Annotated in this window: 13 protein-coding genes; 10 read left to right on the top strand and 3 right to left on the bottom strand. The window is 65.2% G+C overall.

Annotated elements, in window-relative coordinates:
- Positions 1 to 35 precede the first annotated feature (35 nt).
- The gene (gene mprA, locus BG83_RS0100180; protein ID WP_024974818.1) at positions 36 to 2,093 is read left to right on the top strand and encodes an MprA protease, GlyGly-CTERM protein-sorting domain-containing form; all 2,058 of its coding nucleotides are present in this window, start codon (positions 36 to 38) and stop codon (positions 2,091 to 2,093) included.
- 88 nt (positions 2,094 to 2,181) lie between these two features.
- Here the strand turns inward: mprA and rrtA are convergent, their stop codons facing one another.
- Positions 2,182 to 2,802, bottom strand: a complete 621-nt coding sequence (rrtA, locus tag BG83_RS0100175; RefSeq protein ID WP_024974817.1) for a rhombosortase — start codon at positions 2,800 to 2,802, stop codon at positions 2,182 to 2,184.
- Positions 2,799 to 5,642, bottom strand: a complete 2,844-nt coding sequence (gene glnE, locus BG83_RS0100170; protein WP_024974816.1) for a bifunctional [glutamate--ammonia ligase]-adenylyl-L-tyrosine phosphorylase/[glutamate--ammonia-ligase] adenylyltransferase — start codon at positions 5,640 to 5,642, stop codon at positions 2,799 to 2,801. The genes rrtA and glnE overlap by 4 nt, the downstream gene beginning before the upstream one ends.
- A gap of 175 nt (positions 5,643 to 5,817) precedes the next feature.
- On the opposite strand from glnE, the gene BG83_RS0100165 reads away from it, so the two are divergent.
- From BG83_RS0100165 to BG83_RS0100140, 6 genes are all read left to right on the top strand, one after another.
- Entirely contained in the window at positions 5,818 to 10,098 is a 4,281-nt protein-coding gene (locus BG83_RS0100165) for a YhdP family protein (protein WP_024974815.1), read from the top strand.
- A gap of 5 nt (positions 10,099 to 10,103) precedes the next feature.
- Complete coding sequence (locus BG83_RS0100160) at positions 10,104 to 10,973, top strand: carbon-nitrogen hydrolase family protein (protein ID WP_024974814.1); 870 nt, start codon at positions 10,104 to 10,106, stop codon at positions 10,971 to 10,973.
- A 29-nt stretch (positions 10,974 to 11,002) separates the two neighbouring features.
- Complete coding sequence (gene tldD, locus BG83_RS0100155; RefSeq protein ID WP_024974813.1) at positions 11,003 to 12,466, top strand: metalloprotease TldD; 1,464 nt, start codon at positions 11,003 to 11,005, stop codon at positions 12,464 to 12,466.
- Between the two features lie 388 nt (positions 12,467 to 12,854).
- Positions 12,855 to 13,934: a 3-deoxy-7-phosphoheptulonate synthase AroG gene (gene aroG / locus BG83_RS0100150; protein ID WP_012762821.1), complete on the top strand. Its 1,080-nt coding sequence runs from the start codon at positions 12,855 to 12,857 to the stop codon at positions 13,932 to 13,934.
- Between the two features lie 371 nt (positions 13,935 to 14,305).
- On the top strand, positions 14,306 to 16,510 hold the full coding sequence (locus tag BG83_RS0100145) for a c-type cytochrome (RefSeq protein ID WP_080693635.1): 2,205 nt from the start codon (positions 14,306 to 14,308) through the stop codon (positions 16,508 to 16,510).
- 191 nt (positions 16,511 to 16,701) lie between these two features.
- Positions 16,702 to 17,604: a mechanosensitive ion channel family protein gene (locus BG83_RS0100140; protein WP_024974811.1), complete on the top strand. Its 903-nt coding sequence runs from the start codon at positions 16,702 to 16,704 to the stop codon at positions 17,602 to 17,604.
- A 68-nt stretch (positions 17,605 to 17,672) separates the two neighbouring features.
- Here BG83_RS0100140 and BG83_RS0100135 read toward each other — a convergent pair whose 3' ends face one another.
- A complete protein-coding gene (locus tag BG83_RS0100135) occupies positions 17,673 to 18,230 on the bottom strand; it encodes a cob(I)yrinic acid a,c-diamide adenosyltransferase (protein WP_024974810.1) in 558 nt (185 codons plus the stop codon).
- A gap of 118 nt (positions 18,231 to 18,348) precedes the next feature.
- Here BG83_RS0100135 and BG83_RS0100130 point away from each other — a divergent pair, with 118 nt between their 5' ends.
- The 3 genes from BG83_RS0100130 (at position 18,349) to BG83_RS0100120 (ending at position 22,346) form a co-directional block, all read left to right on the top strand.
- On the top strand, positions 18,349 to 19,767 hold the full coding sequence (locus tag BG83_RS0100130) for an FAD-binding oxidoreductase (protein WP_024974809.1): 1,419 nt from the start codon (positions 18,349 to 18,351) through the stop codon (positions 19,765 to 19,767).
- Between the two features lie 27 nt (positions 19,768 to 19,794).
- The gene (locus BG83_RS0100125) at positions 19,795 to 20,685 is read left to right on the top strand and encodes a LysR substrate-binding domain-containing protein (RefSeq protein WP_024974808.1); all 891 of its coding nucleotides are present in this window, start codon (positions 19,795 to 19,797) and stop codon (positions 20,683 to 20,685) included.
- Positions 20,686 to 20,846: 161 nt separating this feature from the next.
- A complete protein-coding gene (locus BG83_RS0100120) occupies positions 20,847 to 22,346 on the top strand; it encodes an FAD-linked oxidase C-terminal domain-containing protein (protein ID WP_024974807.1) in 1,500 nt (499 codons plus the stop codon).
- The last annotated feature ends 9 nt before the right edge of the window (positions 22,347 to 22,355 follow it).

Genomic DNA, 22,355 nt, shown 5'->3' with positions numbered 1-22,355 from the left:
TTCACAAGTCCACAAAAACAATCGGGGCGGTCCGCATGAAGACAGGGGTTTCAGGGGGTGTGGCTCGGGCGCTGGTAGCGCTCGCGCTGGTGTCGTATCACGCAGTGCCGGCGGTGGCAGGGGGTAGGACCACCAGCCCTGCACCGCAACTGCAATGGGTGACGCAACTCATCGTCAAAGAGAAAAGCAGTGGGCTGAAGACGCAATCGGTTGCGGTCGGCGCCCCCATTGCACGCGCGGACGTTGCGACAGTGCAACGTTGGTCGGTCGCAGCACAACTGCCGGTGACCTATAAGCGTGCGATGTCGGGCGGCGCACACGTGGTTACGCTGCCGAGCACGATGTCGGTTGCCGACGCGCAGGCGGTGGCCCAACGGATGGAGGCCAGTGGCCAGTTCGAGTATGTGTCGCCGGACCGCATCATGCGGCCTAGCTCCGTGCCCAATGATCCGAAGTTCGTCGACCAATGGAGCCTGTGGCCGAGTACCGTTGTCGCCAACGGCCCTGCCACCACGGCTGTCGGCGGAGCCAACATCACGACCGCATGGGATTCGACCAAGGGCGCAAGTACAGTCAACGTCGCCGTTATCGATACGGGTCTGTTAGCCAACCACGAGGACTTCGTGGGCGCCAATATCCGCCCGGGCTACGACTTCATCAGCAACGATGCCTACAACGCGATGCCCGACCCGGCCAGTCACAAGACGGTGCCGCTGGGCTTCGTCGAAAACGACCCGCTGGACACGCCGGCCGGCCGCGACACCAACCCGTCGGACCCCGGCGACTGGGTGACCACCCAGAACGCAACCGACTATCCGACCTATTGCGGCAGAGCTTCCGACAGCAGTTGGCACGGCACGTTCGTCACCGGCCAGATCGTCGCGCAGCACAACTCTGTCGGCATTGCCGGCATTGCACCCAACGTGACAATCCAGATGGCCCGAGCGCTGGGTAGGTGCGGTGGTGTCACCTCGGACATCATGGATGCCCTTGCCTGGGTGACCGGCGCGAGCAATGTACCGGGCGCTGGCGGCACGGCCCTGCAACCGAATTCGCCGATGGCGCAGGTGGTCAACATGAGCTTGGGCGGTCAAGGGGCATGCTCGAGTGCAGAACAAGCCGTCATCAGCGCGGCCCGCGCCCGTGGCGCGACCATCGTGGTGGCGACGGGCAATGACGGTCTCAATACCATCAGCTCGCCGGCAAACTGCAAGGGTGTGATTGCAGTGACGGCGCATACGGTCGATGGCGACCTCGCCGTCTACGCCAATGTGGGCAGCGGCACGACGCTCAGTGCCCCTGGAGGCGGCCCTGGTGCGATCATCAATACGGGCAGCAATGGCGCCGTCACCAGCCGACAAATTGTGTCGCTGTCCAATCAGAGCCTCACCACGCCGGACGCAGGCACAAGCTACTACACCACCGAGATGGGCACCTCGATGGCCACGCCGCACGTGGCTGCCGTTGCTGCGTTGTTGCTGTCCCACAAGCCAACGTTGAGCGTGGACGATGTCCAGGCGATCCTGAGCCAATCGGCGCGCGCATTCCCGGCGGGTACGTTCTGCACGCAGAACCCGGGTATCTGTGGGGCAGGCATGCTGGACGCCGGAGCCGCCATCGCACTGTCGGTCGGCACACCAACGGTCACCGTATCGAGCTCGGCGAGCACCATTGTGGCCAACAACGCTGTCACGCTGACAGCCGTGGTTGGTGCGGGCTTTGGCAATACGCTGCCCAGTGGGGGTGTCCAGTGGGCGCAGACCGGCGGGCCGGGCGTGACTCCGACGGTGGCCGGCCCGGATGGCAACGGCAACGTCACTGCCACATTCACCCCGAGCGCCGCAGGTACCTACAGCTTCACGATTACGGTGACGAACAACCTGGGCGGCACGGCATCGGCCTCGACTTCCGTCACGGTCACGGCACCGCCGACTACCACTCCCGGCACCGGCTCGGGCACCCTGCCCTTCAGCGGTGGCACGAGCGGCACAGGTCCGCTGAACCAGAGCGGCGGCGGTGGTGCGCTCCCACTGTGGCTTACAGGCCTGCTGCTCGTCGGAGGAGCGCTCGCCTTCCGCCGTCGCAAAGCCTGATCGAGCTATCGTGCAAACGCAAAACGGACACGCTGGCGCCTCCAGCGTGTCCGTTTTTTCATGCATGCGAATGCGATCGCTCAGGCGATCAACCGTGCGCCTGCCGCCTGCCCTGCGCGCGCCACTCCCCCAACACCCAAATCAGCAACCCGCTGGCCGCGCCAAATGCATGCGCGATGCGCACCACGCCAAACCCCCAGTGCGGGTCATAGGCGATGGGCGACAGCCACGATTGTTCGAGCCACACCTTCACCAGCACGCCTGCGCACAGCGCCACGCCAATCCAGCGTGAGAAACGATCCTCCGCCCCGTCCGCAGACGGCTTCAGCAGCCGCAGCCCGCCCCATGCCGCCAGGCCATGCAGCGCGCCGGAGAGCCCGCCGTACCACTGCACCGTCGGCTGATTGAGCAGTGCGATCTGCACGAGCACCCCGCACACCACCAGCGTGCCAACGATGACTTGCGGCCGCAACACACGCGCCAGCAGCAGGATGAGCCCTACCGCCGCCATCGCATCCGCCAACCAATGCCACGTGTCTAGATGCACCCACATGGCGGTGACGATGCGCCACCACTGACCCGCGCGCACAGCCTCGCGCTGATACAGCCCGACCGCGTACAGCCACGGCACGAAAGAGAAGGCCGCCGACAGCGCGGCCACACCGGCGCATGCGCCCCACGTGTACAGCGTTTGCCGATGCGCACTCATTGCGCAGGCCCGAACACCTGCTCCCACAACGCACGTACGTGCGCGGCCTCGTCCGCGCAGGTGTCGACCGGTACGCGCGCAACGGATTGCCCGTCGAGCCGCAACTTGTGCTGGCGCGCGCGGAAGTCCCGATAGGCATCGGCCACCTGCGCGGCGGCTGTCGCATCGATCAACCCGAGTTCGCCAGCCATGCGCAGTAGCGCGATGTTTCCCTTGTTGAGGGTCAGCTCGGCATGCGCCGCACTATGCAGCAGCACCAGGAATTGCACGGTGAATTCGATATCGACCATGCCTCCGCGATCGTGCTTGAGATCAAACAGCCCCGTGGGATTCGCATGGCCTTCTGCCACGCGCTCGCGCATTGCCACGATCTCGTCGCGCAGCGGACCGGGTTCGCGCGCTTGGCGCAACACGGCGGTGCGCAGCGCCTCGAAGCGCTCGCCGATTTCCGCATCGCCCGCGCAGAAGCGTGCGCGCGTAAGCGCCTGGTGCTCCCACACCCACGCCGCGTTGTCGCCCTCGCGCATTTGATAACGGCGGAAGGCTTCGAAGTGCGTGACCATCAAGCCCGCCGCGCCGTTCGGGCGCAAGCGCGTGTCGACGTCGAACAACATGCCCGCAGCGGTATGGCTCGTCAGCCACGTGATGAGCTTGCGCGCGAATGACGCGTAGACATCGGGCGCGCGTTCGTCATCGTCGTCGTAGAGGAAGATGACGTCGAGGTCTGACGCATAGCCGAGTTCCTTGCCGCCGAGCCGCCCGTAGGCGACCACGGCAAAGCGCGGCACCTCCCGGTGACGCGTGGTGACCTGCTGCCAGACGGTCTCAAGCGTCAGGTCCAGCACGGCATCTGCCAGATCGGAAAGCCGGTCGCTGATGTGCTCGACACTCAGCATGCCCTGCAGGTCCTGCAGCAGCACGCGGAAGGTTTCTGCATGGTGCTCCTGGCGCAGGATGTCCATCTGCATCTCGACATGGTCGGACGCTGCCTGCAGACGGTCTCGCACGCGCGCACGGAAGGCGGGCCAATCGGGCTCGGCGGACAGCGCTTCCACGTCGAGCAGCTCATCGAGCAGTTGCGGATGGCGCGTGAGGTAGTCCGCCGCCCAGCGCGACGCGTGCAGCGTGTGGGCCACGCGCTCCATGGCCTGCGGGTATTCGCTCAGCAGCGACAGATACGACGAGCGCCGGCTGATCGCGTCAAAGAAATCGAGAAAGCGCGCGATGGTGACATCGGCATCTGTCTGCCGCGATGCCTGGTCAAGCGCGCGGTTGATCAGCAAGTCAAAACGCTGGCGGCTGACTTCAGACAACGCGCGATAACGCGGCGAATTGCGCGTCGCGCGCAGCCGCTCCAGCACGCTGTCGGGATTCGCGTAGCCGAGTTCGGCGAGCTGTGCGCGGGCGGTTTCCGTGTGCTCCTCGTCGAGCAGATCTGCATGCCAGACTTCGGCACACGGCGGCTGGCTGTCCTGCTTGTCGGAGAAGGTCTGATCGAAATGCTGGGCGACTTCGTCTTGATACGCCTCAAGCTTGGTGACCAGCGCCGCATAATCGTCAAAGCCCATCATGCGTGCCACGCGCAGCTGATCTTCCGGGGAGCCCGGCAGGTTGTGCGTTTGCGCGTCTTCGATGTACTGCAGGCGGTGTTCAAGCTGGCGCAGGAAGCGATAGGCCTCGGTCAGGCGCGCCACGGCTTCGGCGTCGATCAGGCCGCGCTCTGACGCCGCCCGAAGCACCTCCAGCGTAGGCCGCACGCGCAGCCCGAAATCCTGCCCGCCGCGAATGAGCTGAAACACCTGCGCGACGAATTCGATCTCGCGAATGCCGCCCCGCCCGAGCTTGATGTTGGGCGAGCGTGCCTGCAGGTGGCCCGTGCTATCGCGCTGCTGGTTGGCACCATTGCTGCGCTTGGCGGCCTCGTTGCGGATCTGCGCATGCAGCGCGCGAATGGCGGAGATCACGCCGTAATCGAGATAGCGCCGGAAGACAAACGGGCCCGTCACGCGCTCCAACTGTTGAATCACCCGGGCCGCATGCGGGCTGGCCGGGTCGGTGATCACGCGGCCCTTGATCCAGGCGTAGCGCTCCCACTCGCGGCCCTGCACGACGAAGTACTCCTCGAGCATGCCCAGGCTGCACGCGAGCGGCCCTGCATCGCCGTTCGGCCGCAGGCGCATGTCGACGCGGAAGACGTAGCCGTCCTCCGTCACATCGGCCAGCGCGTTGATCAGCCGCCGGCCAAGCTTCGTGAAATATTCGTGGTTGGAGAGCGGGCGCGGGCCGCCCTGCGTGTCGCCGTCATCGTCGTAGAGAAAGATCAGGTCGATGTCGGACGAGACGTTCAGCTCGCGCCCGCCCAGCTTGCCCATGCCAACCACCACTAGTTCCTGCACCTCGCCCGAGGATTGCCCGATCGGCTGGCCGTGCAGCGCGCTCAGTTCCTGGCCGATCACGGAAATGGCCATGCGCACGGCAAACTCGGCCAGGTCGGTCATCGTGCCCGTGACCTCATCGAGCGTCGCGGCGCCGGACAGGTCACGCTCAACCAGTGCGCCGAAGACTTCATTGCGCAGCAGGCGCAAGGCGCGCTTGAGCGCAGTCTCGACCTCCACGGCCTTGGTGTCGAACAACTCGGTAAAGCGCGCCGACAGCCACGTCACGTCAATCGGGTGGCCTGCGCCGGCCTGCACGCGCTCGGCCCAGCCCTCACGCGCTTGCGCCTGGCGCTGGAGATAGCGCGAATACGCAAGTGCAAAAGGCAGCGCAGCGGCGGGAGCCTCCGGCACGCGGGCCGGAGCTTGCAGAAATGGCTGGGCGGACAAGGCGGAATCAGTCATGCGGACGCATCGAGCATTGGCGGAAACATCCATTCTCGCTGAAATGCGCGCCGATAAACGCAGGGCAATCCGTGGTCACCAACGTTCATGGGCATTGGGCGTGCTTGCCGCTGGGCAGGCGCGACGCCCAACTCCAAATGTGGCGCCGCCTCCTGAATATCGGATAATCCGCATCATGCCTCGCCCGTCCCAGCCCCCAGAATCGCCGAAGTCCGATGGTGGACACGCCAGCACCCTGTCCACACGCGGGGTGGGCCGGCCCACGGCCTGGGCGTGGTTGGTGCGATTCGTCAGCCGGATCGGCACGGGCGTTGGGACTGTTTTGCGCGCCCCGATCTGGCGCAAGCTGTGGCGCGTGCTCTGGAAGACGGCGGCGGCGCTGGCCGTCCTGACCATCGTGGGCATGCTGGCGGTGCGCTTCATCCTGTGGCCGCGCGTAAGCCTGGCGCGCGAATGGATGGAGCGCGAGGCGTCCAGCGCACTGCACGCCACCGTCGGCATCGGCTCGCTTGAGACCTACTGGGAGGGCTGGCACCCGGCCTTCCGCGCCCAGCGCATCGACGCGCACGACACTGCCGGCCGTCGCACCTTCGCGGTACAGGACGTGCAGGCGCGGCTGTCCTGGCGCTCGTTGCTGCGCATGCAGATCACCTTTGCCTCCCTGCACGCCAGCCAGGCCGACGTGCTGGTACGGCGCAACGCTCAGGGCGCCTTGCTCGTCGCAGGCATGCCACTCGGCCCGGACACCGGCGGCGACAGCGATTTCCTCGACCAGCTCCTCTCCCAAGGAGACATCGATTTCCAGCAAGGCGCCGTCCGCTGGCTCGACGAGCAGCAGAAGGTGCCCGAAGTGGCGCTGGGCAATGTGCGGGTGCAGCTACGCAGCGGCCCGACGCGGCACCGGCTGGAGGCCAGCGGGACCTCGCCCACGCTGTTCAACGGCCCCATCAAACTGCACGCCGATTTCCGTCACGACCTGCTGGCCCGCCCAGGCGACTGGCGCCACTGGCGCGGCCAGGCCTCCTGGCAGGTCGATACGCTGCAGTTGGCTTCCGTACAGCGCTATGTGCCCGTGCTGGCCGCCGCAAAAAGCGGCACGCTCACCTCCGACGGGTCGGTGGAGTTTGCCGACGGCGTATTCACGCGCAGCCAGGCTCGGCTGACGGGGCAGCAGCTCGATCTGCAGGTCCGCAAGGATCTGGACCCGCTGCAGCTGCGCAGCCTCCAGGCGCTGGCCACGCATCAGCGCAATGCGCGCGGCGAGCACACCTTGCGCGTCGACACGTTGCTCTGGCAGCCGCTGAATCCACCCGCCCAACCGCCGTCGGCGCCCGAACTGGCAGGACCCGGCATCCAGGCGCCGGCCAACCCGGCTGGCACGCCGCGTGGCTTGCGCAATGTCACCGTGGGGTGGGCGCTCGACTCGCGCAATGCGCTGCGCAGCCTGCAAGTCAAAGCCACGACACTGGATTTGGCAGACTTGCGCAACATCGCCACTGCGCTGCCGCTGCCCGCCGGCGTGCTCGAACCGCTGCGTACCAAACAACCGTCCGGCCGCATCGACGATCTCGACATCAACTGGCAGCGCGATGTCTCCCGCTGGCGGCCAAATGCGCCGGCGCCCGTGCACTTCACGGGCCGCGCCACGATGCGCCAGGTGTCGTTCGGCCCCGGCGCGCTGCCCGCGGTGCCGCCGGGCCAGCATCCCGAGCCAGCCGTGCCCGGCGTTGAAAACATCTCCGGCAACGCGGTCTTCTCCAACGACAAGGGCACGCTGCGCATCGAGTCCAATGACACCGCGCTGCTGCTGCCCGGCACCTTTGCCGACGCCCGTGTGCCGCTGGACCGGCTGCAAGGCACGTTCAACTGGACGTATCGCAAGCAGGAACTGGTCGTCACCAGCGACAACCTTGCGTTCTCCAACGACGACCTGTCGGCGCGCATCACGGGCAGCTATCGTCACGCGCCAGACACCAGCCATCTCGGGACCATCGATCTGAAGGGCACGCTGGACCGCGCTAACGTTCCACGTGTGCCGCGCTACCTGCCGCTGTCGATCGGACAGCATCTGCGTGACTACCTGGGCGGTGCGCTGCAAGCCGGCACGGCCAACAACGTCGGTTTCGCACTGGCGGGCGATCTGCACGACTTCCCGTTCCGGCCGCCGCACAAGGGCGTCTTCCGCGTGGAAGTGCCGATCCAGGACGTGACGTACCAATCGGCGCCGCCCGAAGCCGCGCATAATCCGCCGGGCCGCGTGCCCACGCACCCGGGTGACTGGCCGGCGTTCACCAACATCGACGGCACGGTGATCTTCGATCGGGCATCCCTGTCGTTCAAGGTGGCGCGCGCCAAGGTAATGGGCGTGAATCTGCAGGACGTGAATGGCAGCCTGCCCGACATGGGCGACCGCAGCCCGCTGCTCACCATCGATGGTCGCGGCGATGGCGCCACGCAAAACTTCCTGCAATACGTCGAGGCCAGCCCCATCGGCCAGTGGATCGGGCATTTCACCAAGGACGCACACGCCCAGGGCAACGCCACGCTGGCGCTCAAGCTGGACCTGCCGCTGCACGAGATGCATTCGACGCGCGCCCAGGGTAGCGTCACGTTCGTGCGCAATGACGTCACGCTTGTTCCGCAGGCGCCACCGCTCACCGACGTCAACGGCGCGCTGACCTTTACGCAAAAAGGCATCGGTTTCGACAACCTGCGCGCGCGCTTTGCCGGCGGCGAAATCCGCCCCACGGGCGGCACCGCACCCGACGGCACGATCCGCATCCAGGTGGCGGGCACCGCATCGGCGCAAGGGCTGCGGGACACGACGCCGGAGAACAGCCCGGTGGCCGCCATCGCCCGTTCGCTGGAGGGCAGCGCACCATACAGCGCGACCATCAGCGTCAAGCAGCATCGCCCGCTCATCCAGGTGCAGTCCGACCTCACGCCGATGACGGTGCGTTTGCCGGCACCGCTGAACAAGGCCGCCGGGCAGCCGCTGCCGGTGCGTTTCGAGATGCAGCCGCTGGCTTCCAACAACGCCATCGACGAAATCGTTTTGCAGATCGGCAATATCGTCAGCGCGCGTTACGAACAACGCAGCACGGGCAACGGCACCGAGGTGCTGCGAGGCGGCATCGGCATACGGCAGCCCGTGCCGCAGCCCCAGGAAGGCGTGCAGGCCAACCTGGCGCTGGATCAGTTGGACATCGACGCCTGGCGCCAGGTGTTTGCCGCGCCCGCTGCCGACAAGAGCGCCAGCCAGACTGCGGCCGAACATGCGGCCAATGCCGCCAACGCCTCCGACAGCCATAGCGCATATCTGCCGAGCCACCTGAGCGCCCGCGCGCAAACGCTGCGCATCCTGGGCCGCGACTTCAACGCCGTGCGCATCGATGCCACGCGCGACGGCCCCAACTGGCAATCGACCATCGATTCGCGCGAAATTGCAGGCAGCGCGCGCTGGCACGCCGAAAGCGCCGCCGTGCCCTTCGGCGAGCTGACGATGCGTCTGTCGCGCATGAGCATCCCGGATGCGAAGGAAGAGACTGCGCTCACCGAATCGCTGGCCAGCAGCTCGCACGAAATTCCATCGGTCGACCTCGTTGCCGACAAATTCGACCTGCGTGGCAAGGCGCTCGGCAAGCTGGAGATCAAGGCGCGCAACCAGATCACCGACGGCGCGCCCGTCTGGACGCTTGAGACGCTGAAGATCGAGCAGCCCGCCGCCACGCTGACGGCACGCGGCACGTGGCGCATCCCGCGACGCCTGCGTGGCGGTGGCGATGATCCTGAGCGTCGGACGCTGCTCGACTTCAACCTCGACCTGCGCGACACCGGAGACCTGCTGCAGAAGATGGGCTTCGCCAAGGTGATCGACGGTGCCAAGGGCAAGCTCGAAGGCCGCGTGGTCTGGCGCGGCTCGCCCATGTCGATCGACTATCCCACGCTCAACGGCCGCATGGCGCTGAACCTGGAGCGCGGCCAGTTCCTGCCAGTCGATCCGGGCCTGGCCAAGCTGGCCGGCGTGCTGAGCCTGCAGGGGCTACTGCATTTCGCAACCGACTTGCGCAGCGCCACAGGCCGTGGCACGCCGTTCGAGAGCGTGGCAGCCACCGGCACCATCGCCAGCGGCGTTGCCCACACCGAAGATTTCGCCGTCAAGGGCCCGCAGTTCCAGGTGGCCATGCAAGGCTCGGCCAACATCCTCGATGAAACGCAGGACCTGCGCGTGAAGGTCACGCCCAAGGTGGACGCCACGTCGGCCTCGCTGGCGGCGGCGTTCATCAATCCGGCCCTCGGGCTGGGCACGCTGGCCGCGCAGTTGGTTCTGGGCGATCAGTTGTCGAAGGCATTCGTCACGCAGTACCACGTGACCGGTAGCTGGGCTGATCCGAAGATCGAGAAAGTCGCATCCAACGGTAATTCGGGCAGCCAATCGCAAACCTCGGCAAAATAGCCCCCATGACTTCGACCACCGTTGCCCCGGCCCCCGTCGCATCCGGTATGGATGCGCCTTTCGATGCACCTTTTCGCGTCGCCGCCATCCAGACCGTGACGGCCGTCGACGTGGACGCCAACCTGGCGCGCGCAGATGCGCTGCTTGCCGAGGCGGCCGCCCAGGGCGCGCAACTCGCGCTGCTGCCGGAATACTTCTGCATGATGGGCCGTAAGGACAGCGACAAGGTCGCCATCCGCGAGGACGACCAGGAGGGCCCGATCCAGGCCTTCCTCGCCGATGCCGCGCGCCGCCACAAGCTGTGGCTCGTCGGCGGCACGTTGCCGATGTGGTGCGAAGACGAACAGCGCGTGCGCAATACGTCGCTCGCATTCAACCCGGCCGGGTTGCGTGTCGCGCGCTACGACAAGATCCACCTGTTCAACTTCGTCCGCGGTGAAGAGCGCTACGACGAGGCCCGTACCATCGAGCCCGGCGCCACGCCGGTCACCTTCGATGCGCCGTGCGGCCGCGTGGGCATGTCGGTGTGCTACGACCTCCGGTTTCCTGAGCTGTACCGGGCGCTGGCGTCGCAAGGCAACCTGAACTTGATTCTGATGCCGGCGGCCTTCACCTACGTGACGGGCGCCGCGCACTGGGAAATCCTGCTGCGCGCCCGCGCCATCGAGAACCAGTGTTACGTGCTCGCCGCCGCTCAGGGCGGGCGCCATGAAAACGGCCGCCGTACCTGGGGCCATTCAATGCTCGTCGACCCGTGGGGCGAAGTCATCGCCTCCGTGCCCGAGGGCGAAGGCGTTGCCATCGGCGACATGGACCCCGCCCGCATCGCACAAGTGCGCCGGGATTTGCCGGCGCTCAAGCACCGCGTGATGTAAGCCAATCGAATTTTTTGCGAGAACCGATCATGAACGCAGGCGACATCGCCATCCAGAATCTGTCCATCGCGCGCCGCGTGCTGCTCGACCCCTACGGCCTTGATGAAGCGCACCTGCAGCGCGCGCTGGCCGACATCTTCACGCACCGCGTGAACTATGCCGACCTCTACTTCCAGTACACCCGCAACGAGGCGTGGAGCCTGGAAGAAGGCATCGTCAAATCCGGTAGCTTCAGCATCGACCAGGGTGTGGGCGTACGCGCCGTCTCGGGCGACCGCACCGCGTTTGCCTATTCCGACGATATCAGCCTGCCCGCGCTGATGCAGGCCGCCGGCGCCACGCGCACCATTGGCAAGGCCGGCGCCGGCCGCGTGAAGGTGGCGAGCAGCCTGGCGAGCACCCCGGGCAGCCACTCGCTGTATGCGCCGAACGACCCGCTCGATTCGATGACAGCCTCCGAGAAGGTCGCCCTGCTGGAGCGGATCGAAAAGCTTGCCCGCGCCAAGGACCCGCGCGTCGTGCAGGTGATGGCCGGCCTGGCCGGTGAATACGACGTCATGCTGGTCGCGCGCAGCGACGGCGTGATCGCGGCAGATGTGCGCCCGCTGGTGCGCATCTCCGTGACCGTCATTGCCGAGCAGAACGGGCGCCGCGAAATGGGCAGTTCCGGCGGTGGCGGCCGCTATGCTTACGGCTACTTCACCGACGAACTGCTGCGGGAATACGTGGACGAGGCAGTCTCCTCCGCACTCGTCAACCTGGAAGCCAAGCCGGCCCCGGCTGGCACGATGACCGTGGTGCTCGGCCCGGGCTGGCCCGGCGTGCTGTTGCACGAGGCCATCGGCCACGGGTTGGAAGGCGACTTCAACCGCAAGGGCTCGTCGGCGTTCTCCGGACGCATGGGCGAGCGCGTGGCCGCCAAGGGCGTCACCGTGGTGGACGACGGCACGCTTGCCAACCGCCGCGGCTCGCTCAACCTCGATGACGAGGGCAACCCCACGCAGTGCAACACGCTCATCGAAGACGGCATCCTCACGGGCTACATGCAGGACACGCTCAACGCGCGCCTGATGAAGATGCCCGTGACCGGCAACGCCCGCCGCGAGAGCTACGCCGCCCTGCCCATGCCGCGCATGACCAACACCTACATGCTCGGCGGCGACAAGGACCCGCAAGAGATCATCGCCAGCGTCAAGAAGGGGCTGTATGCGGTCAACTTCGGCGGCGGTCAGGTCGACATCACCAACGGCAAGTTCGTGTTCTCGGCCAGCGAGGCCTACCTGATCGAAGACGGCAAGATCACCGCCCCGGTCAAGGGCGCGACGCTGGTCGGCAGCGGCCCGGAATCGCTCAAGCACGTGACCATGATCGGCAACGACATGCGCCTCGATTCGGGCATTGGCGTGTGCGGCAAGGAAGGCCAGAGCGTGCCGGTGGGCGTCGGTCAGCCGACCCTGCGCATGGAGAACATGACGGTGGGCGGCACGGCCTGATTGCCCTGAAACCGTCGTTTTGGCGCCGCAGGCCCGGAAAATCCGCGCTTGCAGCCCTCAAAGAAAGGGTTTATAAAGACGGTTCGATTGGTGCGGCGCAGTAGTTTCAAGTCACCTCTGCGCCACAATTTTTCCTGCATCGACGCGTTTTCCTCTCATGTCCTTCGCCAAGTTTTTTTACTTTTACTTTTGGCATCTCGCACCGCTGGCGGAAGGAGAGGGGCGCTTGCAGCAAAAATAAAGCACCCAGCAGATACCGAAAACCGCCAGCGACCCTGGCGGTTTTTTTTCGCCCAGTCACCTGCCCCACCCCGGCACCGACGCGAAACACGATCCGAACACAGTAGACGTTTCCAATAGAACTCAAGACACATCCCCGGAGCTTTCCATGCCGAAGAACACCGATGATTTGCGCATTCGCGAACTGAAAGAGCTGACGCCGCCGTCGCATCTGATCCGCGAATTCCCGTGCAGCGACACCGTGTCCGACCTGATCTACCAAAGCCGGAACGCGATGCACCGCATCCTGCACGGCATGGATGATCGCCTGATCGTCATCATCGGCCCCTGCTCCATTCACGACACCAAGGCAGCGATGGACTACGCCCGCCGCCTGGTCGAGCAGCGCGAGCGCTTCAAAAACGAGCTGGAAATCGTGATGCGCGTGTACTTCGAGAAGCCGCGCACCACGGTCGGCTGGAAGGGTCTGATCAACGACCCGCACATGGATGGCAGCTTCAAGATCAACGACGGTCTGCGCACCGCGCGCGAGCTGCTGATGAACATCAACGAGCTGGGCCTGCCCGCCGGCACCGAATACCTCGATGTGATCAGCCCGCAGTACATCGCTGATCTGGTGAGCTGGGGCGCAATCGGCGCGCGCACGACGGAATCGCAGGTGCACCGCGAGCTGGCTTCCGGTCTGTCGTGCCCGGTCGGCTTCAAGAACGGCACCGATGGCAACGTGAAGATCGCCGTGGACGCCATCAAGGCCGCATCGCAGCCGCACCACTTCCTGTCAGTCACCAAGGGCGGCCATTCGGCCATCGTGTCGACGGCGGGCAACGAGGACTGCCACATCATCCTGCGCGGCGGCAAAGCGCCCAACTATGACGCCGCCAGCGTGCAGGAAGCCTGCGACGCCATCTCCAAGTCGGGCCTGGCCGCGCGCCTGATGATCGACGCTTCGCACGCCAACAGCAGCAAGAAGCATGAAAACCAGATCCCGGTGTGCGAAGACATCGGCCGCCAGATGGCTGCCGGCGACAACCGCATCGTGGGGGTGATGGTGGAGTCGCACATCAACGCTGGTCGCCAGGACCACGTGCAGGGCACGCCGGTGTCGGACCTGGCCTACGGCCAGAGCGTGACCGATGCGTGCATCGGCTGGGACGATTCGGTGAAGGTGCTGGAAACGCTGGCCGACGCCGTGCGCAAGCGCCGTCTGGTGCCGGGCAGCGGCAACTGAGTCACGCCAGAGTGACGCAAAGAAGGGCGCCTTAGGGCGTCCTTTTTTTTGTTTCCGCGCAGGACGAACGCTGCAAACCGGGGCGATCCGGAGGCTGACCAGAACCGCGATGGGCAAGTTGTTCTCTCTGTCGTCTTGCCGCACCTGGATCGGCTCCCGATCCCCGCGCTTGAAGTGAGCAACCCACCCAACGGGGCAATCGTGCGATAGATCAAATAGAAGCGAGCACGATGTGATCTTACGGTTACCCCTCTTAATAAAATGGTGACTCCCCCTTAAGTCCACCCTTCCCCCCCCCGGAAGAACAAGTCAGCATGCCCAACTCCCACGCAGCCAAGCGTACGAAAAAGCGGCTTTTGCAGTTCATGCTCATGACCGCGACATTTGCCGCGTGGCAGTGCGGGGCGCAAGCCCAACTACAGCCGGTCGCGCCTACGCATGCCTCTGGCGCTTCGCTGGGTACGACGACACCCGCGGCTCATACCATCGCCGCTGCCCATACGCAGTTGCCCCAGGTGATTGACGACCTGCCTGCGAGCGATGCGAAGAACATGGACGATGCGACGCGCGCGCAAGTGGCGCGAGGGCGTTATGTGGCGCGGCTGGGCGACTGCGTCGCATGTCATACCAGCGATAAATCCAAGCCGATGGCCGGCGGGCTTGCACTGCAGACGCCGTTTGGCGTGCTGTATTCGACCAACATCACGCCAGAAGCCACAACAGGCATCGGGCGCTATACCTTTGACCAGTTTGATCGCGTGATGCGTAGGGGCATCGCCGCGGATGGTCACAACCTGTATCCGGCCATGCCGTATCCGTCCTACGCCAAGATGACGCCGGAGGACATGCGAGCGCTGTACGCCTATCTGATGAAGGGTGTGGCGCCAGTGCAGCAGACCAACAGGCCGCTGGGTATGTCGTTTCCCTTCAACCAGCGCTGGGGATTGTCGCTGTGGAACTGGGCTTTTCTGGATAGCCAGCCGTTCCGGCCGAATGCTTCGCAATCTCAGGAGTGGAACCGGGGGGCTTACATCGTGCAAGGCCTGGGGCACTGCGGCGCCTGCCATACGCCGCGCGGTATCGGCTTTCAGGAAAAGACCATGACCGAGGCCGACTCCAACGGCAGATACTTCCTGGCCGGTGAAACGGTCGAAGGCTGGCGTGCCCTGAGTCTGCGCAGCCTCTGGACACCGCAGGATGTCGCTGAAATGCTCAAGACCGGGCGCAACCGCCATGGCGCCGTCTCGGGCAACATGGTGGACGTAGTACAGCACAGCACGCAGTACATGACGGACGGCGATTTGCTGGCGATTGGCGAGTACCTGAAGTCCTTGCCCACCAGCAAAATCGACAAGCCGATGCAGATTGCGCAAGGTCCTGCGCCCGTGATCGTCCCACCTGCCTCAGGGGCATCGACACAGCCGGTGCAGCATGCCACCGGCGCGCCCAACCCGCCGCCAAATCTCTACACCAGCCGCGGCGGCTTGGGGTATCTGCAGTTCTGTGCCGATTGCCACCGCAGCAACGGCGATGGCGTGCCCAACGTGTTCCCGCCACTGGCAGGCAACCCGGTACTGGGCGAGAGCAGCCCGGCCACGCTGCTGCATATTCTGCTGACTGGCTCTGCCACTGCACAGACGGTCAGCCATGCCCGAGTGCTAACCATGCCTTCGTTTGCTCGGCTGGGCGACCAGGAAATCGCCGAGATCGTGAACTTCACGCGCGAAAGCTGGGGCAGCGCCAAGCAGCAACAAGTGGCTGCATCCGACGTGGGCAAGGCACGCAAGGAACTGGAGGTCAGGAAACTGGATGCCACCCCGTTCGAAACACCGCGCTTGGCCGCCGTGCTTGATGAACCCAACGCCAAGCAGTTGGTGCTAGGCGCGCGCCTGAACATCGATACGCACAACATGCTGCCCAAGAATGTTGGCAACAAGCTCAATTGCGCCAGTTGTCACCTCAATGCAGGCACGGTTGCCGACGGGTCGCCCTATGTCGGAATCTCTGCCTTCTTCCCCAGCTACGCACCGCGCGCCGGGCGTGTCATAACGCTCGAAGAGCGCATCAATGGTTGCTTCCTTCGCTCGATGAACGGCAAGCCTTTGCCGGTGAATTCCGAAGAGATGAAAGCCATGGTCGCCTATTTCGACTGGATGAAGCGCGAGACCAAGCCGGAAGACAAGGTCCCTGGACGCGGCGTGGGCAAGATCGACAAGAGTCTGGTGCCCAATGTGGAAAATGGACGGAACATCTATACGGCCCAGTGTGCGCTGTGCCACGGTGCCAACGGAGAAGGCATCACGAACGCGCAAGGCCAATATGTCTATCCGCCGCTTTGGGGTGACCAGTCGTTCAACATTGGCGCAGGCATGGCGCGCACCTACACTGCGGCAGCCTTTGTGAAGCACAACATGCCGATCGCATTTCACAATCGCTTCCCACTGGGTCAAGGCGGGCTGACGGATCAAGAGGCAGTGGATGTGGCGCAGTTCTTCTCACACATGCCCCGCCCGGATTTTGCGCCCAAGGTCAATGACTGGCCGAAGGATAAGAAACCCGGCGATGCTCGCTATTGACCACGGCCCTCCTATGCAACATAGGCGCCATGAAATGACGGCAAAGGCCGTCGGGGGCGCCTTCTGTTGCCGGTGCGGGCACTGGTGCGGCGCAACATATAACAAATGTGAGCAAGACGCACCAAAGTCACACAAGTGCGTTGTCTTTGACATATCGTAGGTGGATTCCCCCTGCTCCCCCGGAGGCATCCATGGCAGACACCCTGGCGGACACCGCCGTCAACACCGCAAACAAGTACCAGGCGATCGTGGCGCAATACGCCGCCGACGTCGGCATGAAGGTCCTCGGCGCCATCGTCTTCTGGGTAGTCGGCCGCTGGCTGATCAATCTGGCGGTGCGCATGGTGGAAGGCTCGCTGAGCCGGCAGAAGGTTGACCCGACCGTGCTGCGCTATGTGGGCTCAATCATTACCGTCACACTGAACGTGCTGCTGGTGATCGGCATCCTGGGTTATTTCGGCATCCAGACGACGACGTTCGCGGCGCTGATTGCCGCAGCCGGTGTGGCCATCGGCATGGCGTGGTCGGGCCTGCTGTCGAACTTTGCGGCGGGCGCATTCCTGATCGTGCTGCGGCCGTTCAAGGTGGGCGACTTCGTGACGGCCGGCGGCGTGACGGGCACGATCAAGGAGATCGGCCTGTTTGCCACGACGATCAATACGCCGGACAACGTGGTCACGATGGTCGGCAACGGCAAGATCTTCGCAGACACGATCCAGAACTACACCTTGAACCCCTACCGCCGCGTCGAGCTGAAGGCGCAACTGGCCGGAAGCGCCGACCACCGCGCCGCCATCGCGCTGCTCAAGGAGAAGGTTTCCGCCATTCCGAACGTGCTGAGCGATCCGGCCGTCGACGTGGAGATTTTGGAGTTCAACCTGGTGGGGCCCGTGCTGGCCGTGCGCCCGTACACGCACAACGACAGCTACTGGCAGGTTTATTTCGACACCAACCGCACGATCAAGGAAGCGCTGGCCGAAGGCGGCTTCCCGGCGCCGACGCCATCACAGGCGCTGACCATCACGACGCCGGGGCAGTTGGCAGGCTTGGCTGCCGTGGCACAAACCACGACCACGCCGACCAGCGTGAACTGATCCACGCGCTGCAAAGCAAAACGGCCCGGTACGCAACCGGGCCATTTTGTTTGGTGCGCCGACTGCGATCAGGTCGGCTTGTGCTCGTCTCGCTTCCACAGGACGTCCGTGCCGCCATCTGCGCGATTGAGCACGCGCGCCAGCACGAACAACAGGTCCGACAGGCGATTGACGTATTGGCGCGGCGCCTCGCCGATGGTCTCTGCGCGGCCCAAAGCGACGATGCTGCGCTCGGCACGGCGCGCGACGGTGCGGCAGACATGCGCCTGTGCCGCAGCGCGGCTGCCGCCGGGCAGGATGAATTCGGCCAGCCGCGGAAGATCGGCGTTGTAATCGGCCAGCCATTGGTCGAGCCGCAGCACGTGCGCAGTCGTCACCATCGTGTAGCCGGGAATGCACAATTCGCCACCCAGATCGAACAGGTCGTGCTGGATGGCCGTGAGCGCGGCGCGCACGCCCTCGGGCAGCGTCTCCGTGAGCAGCACGCCGATGTGCGAGTTCAGTTCGTCGACGTCGCCGATGACGGCAATGCGCAGGCTGTCCTTGGCCGTGCGGCTGCCGTCGCCGAGGCCGGTCGTGCCGTCGTCACCGGTGCGGGTAGCGATTTTGGATAGGCGGTTGCCCACGGTGCGTCTCCCTGTATAGCGTCAATGTTGGTGGCGCCATTATCGCAAGGGCGGCATGCCCCCGGCGTTAGAATGACAGCCCGAGCCGGCTTCAGACCGCCGCCCCACGCGAGACGCCATGAACCACCCAGCCCCTCCCTCCCAGAGCATCCGCAAACCGATTCCGCCTGCGATGCTCGACGCGCTGCGCACCCGCTTCGGCGATCGCATCTCCACCACCGAAGCCGTACGCGCCCACCACGGCCGCGATGAATCCGCCTACGACCCGATGCTGCCCGACGCCGTCGTCTTCGCGCAGACCACCGAGGAAGTCGCCGCCGTCGCCAAACTCTGCTTTGAACATGAGATTCCGCTGATCCCGTATGGCGCCGGGTCGTCGCTCGAAGGCCATCTCCTGGCCGTGGCCGGCGGCGTGAGCCTGGATCTCTCGCAGATGAACCACGTGCTGTCGGTGCACCCCGAAGACCTGACGGTGACGGTCGAGCCGGGCGTCACGCGCAAGCAGCTCAATACCGAGATTCGCGATACCGGTTTGTTCTTCCCGATCGACCCGGGCGCGGATGCGTCCATCGGCGGCATGTGCGCGACACGCGCGTCCGGCACCAATGCCGTGCGTTACGGCACGATGCGCGAGAACGTGCTGAACCTGACGGTGGTCACCGCTGACGGCCGCATCATCAAGACGGCCAACCGTGCACGCAAATCGTCGGCGGGCTACGACCTCACGCGCCTCTTCATCGGCAGCGAAGGCACGCTTGGCATCATCACCGAGATCACGCTGAAGCTGTATCCGCAGCCCGAAGCCGTGTCTGCGGCGGTGTGTGCATTCCCGAGCATGGGCGATGCGGTGTCCGCTGTGATCGACACCATCCAGATGGGCGTGCCGATCGCGCGCGTGGAGTTTGTCGACGCGCTCGCCATCCGCGCGATCAACCAGTACGACAAGCTCACGCTGCCCGAGATGCCGACGTTGTTCTTCGAGTTTCACGGCTCGGAGCACGGCGTGCAGGAACAGGCCGAGACCGTCCAGCAGATCGCCGCTGAACACAAAGGCCAAGGCTTTGAATGGGCAACGCGCCCCGAAGACCGCAGCCGCCTGTGGAACGCCCGCCACAACGCCTACTTTGCGTTTCTGCAGCTCAAGCCCGGCTGCCGCGCCGTCACCACCGACGTATGCGTGCCGATCTCGCGCCTGGCCGACTGCGTGGTGGAAACCGAGAAGGATCTGCTCGCCAGCGCGCTGCAGCTGCCCGCCCCCATCGTCGGCCATGTGGGCGATGGCAACTTCCACGTCGCGCTGCTCATCGACCCGAACAAGCCGGAAGAACTGGAAGAAGCCGAGCGCATCAACCAGCGCATCGTTGCGCGTGCGATCGCCATGGACGGCACCTGCACGGGCGAGCATGGCGTGGGCCTGCACAAGATGGACTTCCTCATCGCCGAACACGGCAACGATGCGATCGACCTGATGCGCAGCATCAAGCAGGCGCTGGACCCGAAGCACATCCTGAACCCCGGCAAGATCTTCCACCTGTAACCGACTCACCCACCAGCGACCGCCCGCATGTCCTCCGTCTTCAAGCGCGTTCCTCCGCTGCATCTGCTGATTGCCTTTGAGGCGGGGGCGCGCCATGCGAGCTTCGCGCGTGCGGCCGAAGAACTGTCCGTCACGCCCAGCGCGGTATCGCACCGCATCAAGAACCTCGAAGAGCTATGGGGCGAAGACCTGTTCGTGCGCACCGGCACCGCGCTGCGGCTGACCGCCGCGGGCACGCGCTACCTGCGCAGCGTACAAGTCGCGCTCGACACGCTGCACGAACTGGCGCGGCCGGAATTCAGCAAGCAGCGCGCGCGGCTGCGCGTGGCGATCCCACCCACGTTCGGCCGCCAGCACCTCGTGCCGCGTCTGCCGGAATTCAACGCGCTGTACCCGCACATTGATCTGGAACTGCATCTCTCCATCCCGTTCCTTGACGTGAAAGCCGAGGACACCGATGTCGAGATCCGCTACGGCACCGGCCGCTATCCGGACCTGAAGACGACGCTGCTGCTCAACGAGCCGGTGTTCCCGGCATGCGGGCGGGGCTACTTTGAGCAGATCAGCGGCAACACCATCACCGAAGCGTCGCAGTTGCTGAACCTCACGCTGCTGCGTAGTCCGCTGGAGCCGTGGCGCCCCTGGTTTGAGGCGGCGGGGCTGGACGCGGCGGAGCCCGCCACCGGCTCGCTGTTCAACGACATCGGCCTGATGCTCGAAGCGGTGGCCTCCAACCAGGGCGTCGCGCTGGTGCGGCAGGCGATGGCGCGCAACTGGCTGGGCTCGGGGCAGATTGTGCGGCTACTGGACATCGAGTCGGCCTCGCCACATGCTTATTACATCGTCCAGCGCGAACAGGCGCCGATGAAGCCCGAGGCGCGGCAGTTTGTCGATTGGTTGCTTGGGCTGGATTGGTAGCCGCGCTTCGTATTGCTGCATCGCGATGAACCACATTGGCCGCCCCGGCGAGCCAAATTCATCGCAGCAAAAGTCCTTAACACGCCGCGCGGCGCGGCGGCCGGGCTATAGTGCCTCCCACCCCGGCCACCGCTGGCGGGCAGAACCATGAGAGACACCCCATGAATGCGCCATCGTCTTTGTCAGCTACCGCCCGCGATCAATCTGCCCTGCAGGCCGAGCTGACGGCCGCGCTGTCCCGAATCGTGTCCGACGACGCGCTGCTCTGGGAGCGCGAAGACACCACCCCGTATGAATGCGATGGCCTCGCCGCTTACCGGCAGGTGCCGTTGGCCGTGGTGCTGCCGGATACCGAGGCGCAGGTCGTCGAAATCCTGCGTGTGTGCCACCGCATGGGCGTGCCCGTGGTGCCGCGCGGCGCGGGGACGAGCCTCTCGGGCGGTGCAATGCCGACGCCGGGCGGGCTGGTGCTGTCGCTGGCCAAGTTCAAACGCATCATCAAGGTCGATCCTTATACGCGTACGGCGGTCGTGCAGCCGGGCGTACGCAACCTCGCCATCTCTGAAGCCGCCAATCCGCACGGGCTGTATTACGCACCCGATCCGTCGTCGCAGATTGCCTGCACCATTGGCGGCAACGTCAATGAAAACTCGGGTGGCGTGCACTGCTTGAAATACGGCCTGACCGTGCACAACGTGCTGCGCGTGCGCGCCGTGATGATGGATGGCGAGGTCGTCGAATTCGGCAGCGAAGCACCCGACGCACCCGGCCTGGACCTGCTGGCCACGGTGGTCGGCTCCGAAGGCATGCTGGCCGTGGTGACGGAAGTGACCGTGCGCCTGATCCCCAAGCCGCAGTTGGCGCAGGTGATCATGGCGAGCTTCGACGATGTGGAATCCGGCGGCAACGCCGTGGCCGACGTGATTGCCGCAGGCATCATCCCGGCGGGGCTGGAAATGATGGACAAGCCCGCCACCGCCGCTGTTGAAGAATTCGTCTGCGCCGGCTACGACCTCGATGCGGCAGCCATCCTGCTGTGCGAGTCCGACGGCACCCCCGAAGAAGTGGCCGAAGAAATCGCGCGCATGAGCGAAGTGCTGCGCGCCTCGGGTGCCACGCGCATCCAGGTCTCGCAAAGCGAAGCCGAGCGCCTGAAGTTCTGGAGCGGACGCAAGAACGCGTTTCCGGCAGCCGGCCGCATCTCGCCGGACTATTACTGCATGGACGGCACCATCCCGCGCAAGCACATCGGCACGCTGCTGCGGCGCATCCAGCAGATGGAGCAGAAGTACGCCCTGCGCTGCATCAACGTGTTCCATGCGGGCGACGGCAACATGCACCCGCTCATCCTCTTCAACGGCGAAGACCAGGACGAGTGGCACCGCGCCGAGCTGTTCGGCTCCGACATCCTGGAGACCTGCGTGGAACTGGGCGGCACCGTGACGGGCGAACACGGCGTGGGCGTGGAAAAGCTCAGCTCGATGTGCGTGCAGTTCTCGACGGAAGAACGTGACGCCTTTTTGCGCGTGAAGGCGGCCTTCGATCCGGTACGCCTGCTGAACCCCGACAAGGCCATCCCCACGCTCGCGCGCTGCGCCGAATACGGCAAGCTCCACGTGCGCAACGGCCTGCTGCCGCATCCCGATTTGCCGCGCTTCTGAAGCCCGCAG

It is taken from the genome of Ralstonia pickettii (assembly GCF_000607165.1).
Classification (GTDB): Bacteria; Pseudomonadota; Gammaproteobacteria; order Burkholderiales; family Burkholderiaceae; genus Ralstonia; species Ralstonia holmesii.
This window is presented reverse-complemented; position numbering and strand designations above follow the sequence as displayed.